Source organism: Kitasatospora sp. NEAU-CNBT7 (assembly GCF_057220535.1).
Genome location: NZ_JBXQQB010000103.1, coordinates 1 through 3,877, shown reverse-complemented (window position 1 = coordinate 3,877; position 3,877 = coordinate 1). Strand labels below are relative to the sequence as shown.

Annotated in this window: 4 protein-coding genes; all 4 read right to left on the bottom strand. The window is 71.3% G+C overall.

Annotated elements, in window-relative coordinates; all coding sequences use genetic code 11:
- Positions 1 to 1,040 (bottom strand): ABC transporter substrate-binding protein (locus tag AC2TEW_RS38540; protein ID WP_484627811.1); only part of this gene is annotated, 1,040 nt, incomplete at its 3' end.
- Positions 997 to 2,364, bottom strand: a complete 1,368-nt coding sequence (locus AC2TEW_RS38535) for a sulfate adenylyltransferase subunit 1 (RefSeq protein WP_484627810.1) — start codon at positions 2,362 to 2,364, stop codon at positions 997 to 999. The genes AC2TEW_RS38535 and AC2TEW_RS38540, both read right to left, overlap by 44 nt.
- 2 nt (positions 2,365 to 2,366) lie before the next feature.
- Positions 2,367 to 3,305 carry a sulfate adenylyltransferase subunit CysD gene (gene cysD / locus AC2TEW_RS38530; protein ID WP_484625425.1) on the bottom strand — a complete coding sequence of 313 codons (939 nt, stop codon included), beginning with the start codon at positions 3,303 to 3,305 and terminating at the stop codon, positions 2,367 to 2,369.
- Positions 3,302 to 3,877, bottom strand: a 576-nt coding sequence (gene cysC, locus AC2TEW_RS38525; protein ID WP_484627803.1) for an adenylyl-sulfate kinase, incomplete at its 5' end; no start/stop codon positions are given. The genes cysC and cysD, both read right to left, overlap by 4 nt.

Below are 3,877 nucleotides of genomic sequence, written 5' to 3'. Positions count from 1 at the left end.
ACCGCGTGGTCGGCCTCGGCCTGGAAGGTGTTCGCCAGCGGGTCGTCCAGGAACTCGATGTCCTTCCACGCCGGGTCGAGGACGGCCGGCTCCAGGGCGTTGCCCGCGGCCGCCTTGATGGCGTCGTTGGCGTCGGCCTTGGCCTTGTCCGGGTTGGCCTTGATGAAGGCGTTGGTGTTCACCGAGCCGCGCAGCACGGCCTCCACCACGTCCGGGTGCTCCTTGAGGAACTTCTGAGAGACGATGATGTTGGTGATCACGAACTTGCCGTCCGGCCAGACCTGCTTCTCGTTCAGCAGTTCCTTGGCCCCGAGGGTGACCAGCTTGGAGGCGGTCGGCTCGGGCACCCAGGCGCCGTCGATGGAGCCGGACTTGTACGCGTCCGGCGTGACCTTGTTGTCCGAGCGGACCACCGAGACGTCGCCGGCGCCGGACTGCGCGTCGACCTTGTAGCCCTTCTCGGCCAGGTAGTTGAGCAGCGCCACGTCCTGGGTGTTGCCCAGCTGCGGGGTGGCGATCTTCTTGCCCTTGAGGTCGTCCAGGGTCTTGATCCTGTCGGGGTTGACGACCAGCTTCACCCCGCCGGAGGCGGAGCCGCCGATGACCCGCAGCGAGGTGCCCTTGGACTTGGTGAAGCCGTTGATGGCCGGGGAGGGGCCGATCCAGCCGATGTCGATCGAACCGGCGTTCAGCGCCTCGATCTCGGCCGGGCCGGCGTTGAAGATCTGGGTCTTGACCTGGGTCGCGCCCAGCTCCTTCTGGAACAGGCCCTCCTGCAGGCCGACCAGCGGGGTGCCGTGGGTCAGGTTGGCGAAGTAGCCGATCTTCACGGTGTCGGCGGACAGCTTCTTGTCCGAGGCACCGGACGCGGCGGCCGGTGCCGGGTTCGCGCGCGGGACGGACTTCGAGCCGTACCCGCAGGCGGCCAGCAGACCACTCAGGCTCAGCACGACAGCCGCGACGACCACGGCACGCCCGGCGCCGGGCCGGGAGCGGTTACGGGTGACGGGCCGGGGGCGGCTGTGCGGTGTGAGAGCCATCGGAGGAGTCCTCTGCTGAAACGGTCACGGGCTCGGCCGCGGCCACCGTGTCGAAGGCCTCGCCCGCCATGCCGGCGGTGAGGGTGGTGCCGTCGGCCGGGTCGATCAGCAGGAACGATCCGGTCCGGCGGTTGGCGCGGTAGTCGTCCAGGGCCAGCGGCTCGGCGGTGCGCAGCACCACGTGGCCGATGTCGTTGACGGTGAGTGCGTCGGTGTCGGTGCGCTGTTCGAGGGTGTCGATGTCGATGCGGTAGGAGATTTCCTTGACGAGTGCGCGGACGGTGCGGGTGGTGTGCTTGAGCAGCACCTTCGCGCCGACGGTCAGCGGGCGCTCGTTCAGGTGGGCGACGGTGGCCTCGATGTCCTTGGTGGGGGTCGGGGCGGGTCCGGCGGCGATGAGGTCGCCGCGGGAGATGTCGATGTCGTCGGTGAGGCGGACGGTGACGGACTGGGGGGCCCAGGCGATGTCGGTCCCGGTGCCGAGGGCGTCGATGGCGGCGATCGTGGTGGTGTGGCCGGAGGGCAGCACGGTGACCGGGTCGCCGACCCGCAGGACGCCGGAGGCGAGTTGGCCGGCGTAGCCGCGGTAGTCGGGGTTGTCCTCGGTCTGCGGGCGGATGACGTACTGGACCGGGAAGCGGGCCGGTTCGACGCTCGGGTCGGTGCCGACCGGGACGGTCTCCAGGTGCTCCAGCAGGGTGGGGCCGCCGTACCAGTCCATGTGGGCGGACGGTTCGACGACGTTGTCGCCGGCCAGCGCGGAGATCGGCACGGCCACCACGTCCTTGACGCCCAGGGAGGCGGCGTAGGCGGTGAACTCGGCGGCGATGGCGGCGAAGACCGGCTCCGCGTACTCCACCAGGTCCATCTTGTTGACGGCGAGGACCACGTGCGGCACCCGCAGCAGGGCGGCGACGGCGGCGTGGCGGCGGGTCTGTTCGACGACGCCGTTGCGGGCGTCGACGAGGACGACGGCGAGTTCGGCGGTGGAGGCGCCGGTGACCATGTTGCGGGTGTACTGCACGTGGCCGGGGGTGTCGGCGAGGATGAACCGGCGCCGTGCGGTGGCGAAGTAGCGGTAGGCGACGTCGATGGTGATGCCCTGCTCGCGCTCGGCGCGCAGGCCGTCGGTGAGCAGTGCCAGGTCGGGGGCCTGCTGGCCGCGGCGGCGGGAGGCGTGTGCGACGGCCTCCAGCTGGTCCGCGAGGACCGACTTGGAGTCGTGCAGCAGTCGGCCGACCAGGGTGGACTTGCCGTCGTCGACGGAGCCGGCGGTGGCGAAGCGCAGCAGCGAGGTGGCGCTGGTCTCGATGGTGGTGCTCATGTCTAGAAGTACCCCTCGCGCTTGCGGTCTTCCATGGCGGCTTCGGAGAGTTTGTCGTCGGCCCGGGTGGCGCCGCGTTCGGTGAGGCGGCTGGCGGCGATCTCGGTGATGACGTCGGCGATGGTGGCGGCGTCCGAGTCGACGGCGCCGGTGCAGGACATGTCGCCGACCGTGCGGTAGCGGATCAGCCGCGTCTCGACCCTCTCGTGCTCCTTGGGGCCGCCCCAGGCGCCGGCGGTCAGCCACATCCCGTCGCGGGCGAAGACGTCCCGCTCGTGGGCGTAGTAGATCTCCGGGAGCTCGATGTTCTCGCGCTCGATGTACTGCCAGACGTCCAGCTCGGTCCAGTTGGACAGCGGGAAGACCCGCACGTGCTCGCCGACCGCGTGCCGGCCGTTGTACAGCGACCAAAGCTCGGGCCGCTGGCGGCGCGGGTCCCAGGCGCCGAACTCGTCGCGCAGCGAGAAGACGCGCTCCTTGGCGCGGGCCTTCTCCTCGTCGCGGCGGCCGCCGCCGAACACCGCGTCGAACCTGTGGGAGTCGATGGCGTCCAGCAGCGGCACGGTCTGCAGCGGGTTGCGGGTGCCGTCCGGGCGCTCGCGCAGCCGGCCGTCGTCGATGAAGTCCTGCACGTGCGCGACGTGCAGCCGCAGGCCGTGCTCGGCCACCACGCGGTCGCGGTAGGCGATGACCTCGGGGAAGTTGTGGCCGGTGTCCACGTGCAGCAGCGAGAAGGGGACCTGCGCCGGGGCGAAGGCCTTCAGCGCCAGGTGCAGCATGACGATGGAGTCCTTGCCGCCGGAGAACAGGATCACCGGCCGCTCGAACTCGCCCGCCACCTCGCGGAAGATGTGCACCGACTCCGCCTCCAGGGCGTCCAGGTGCGACAGCGCGTACGGGTTGCCGTCGGTGGCGACCAGGCCCTGGGTGGCGGTGGTCATGCGAGGCCCCTCTCGGTCAGGAAGGCGTGCAGATCGGCGGCGGACTCCGCGACCGTCCGGCCGCGGGTCTGGATGCGCAGCTCCGGGTCGGCCGGGGCCTCGTACGGGTCGTCGACGCCGGTGAGACCGGAGATCTCGCCGGCGGCCTGCCTGGCGTACAGGCCCTTGACGTCGCGCTCCGAGCACAGCTCGAGGGGGGTGGCGACGTGGATCTCCAGGAACTCGGTGCCGTTGGCGGCGTGCCGCTCGCGCACCGCGGCGCGGGAGTCGGCGAACGGGGCGATCACCGGGGCCAGCACCTTCACGCCGTTGGACGCCAGCTTCTCGGCGACGAAGCCGATCCGGGTGACGTTGGTGTGGCGGTCCTCGCGGGTGAAGCCGAGGCCCTTGGAGAGGAACTCGCGGATCTCGTCGCCGTCCAGGACCTCGACCCTGTGGCCCTCGGCGCGCAGCCGCTCGGCCAGCGCGAGGGCGAGGGTGGTCTTGCCGGCGCTGGGCAGCCCGGTCAGCCACACGGTGGCGCCGCGCTCGCAGCCGGCAGCCGGGGCGGCCGCCGCTGCGGGGCCCCCGGC

Excerpts from the sequence above, each read along its gene's own strand:
- AC2TEW_RS38535 (WP_484627810.1), bottom strand. The coding sequence starts at position 2,364 with ATGAGCACCACCATCGAGACCAGCGCCACCTCGCTGCTGCGCTTCGCC.
- cysD (WP_484625425.1), bottom strand. The coding sequence starts at position 3,305 with ATGACCACCGCCACCCAGGGCCTGGTCGCCACCGACGGCAACCCGTAC.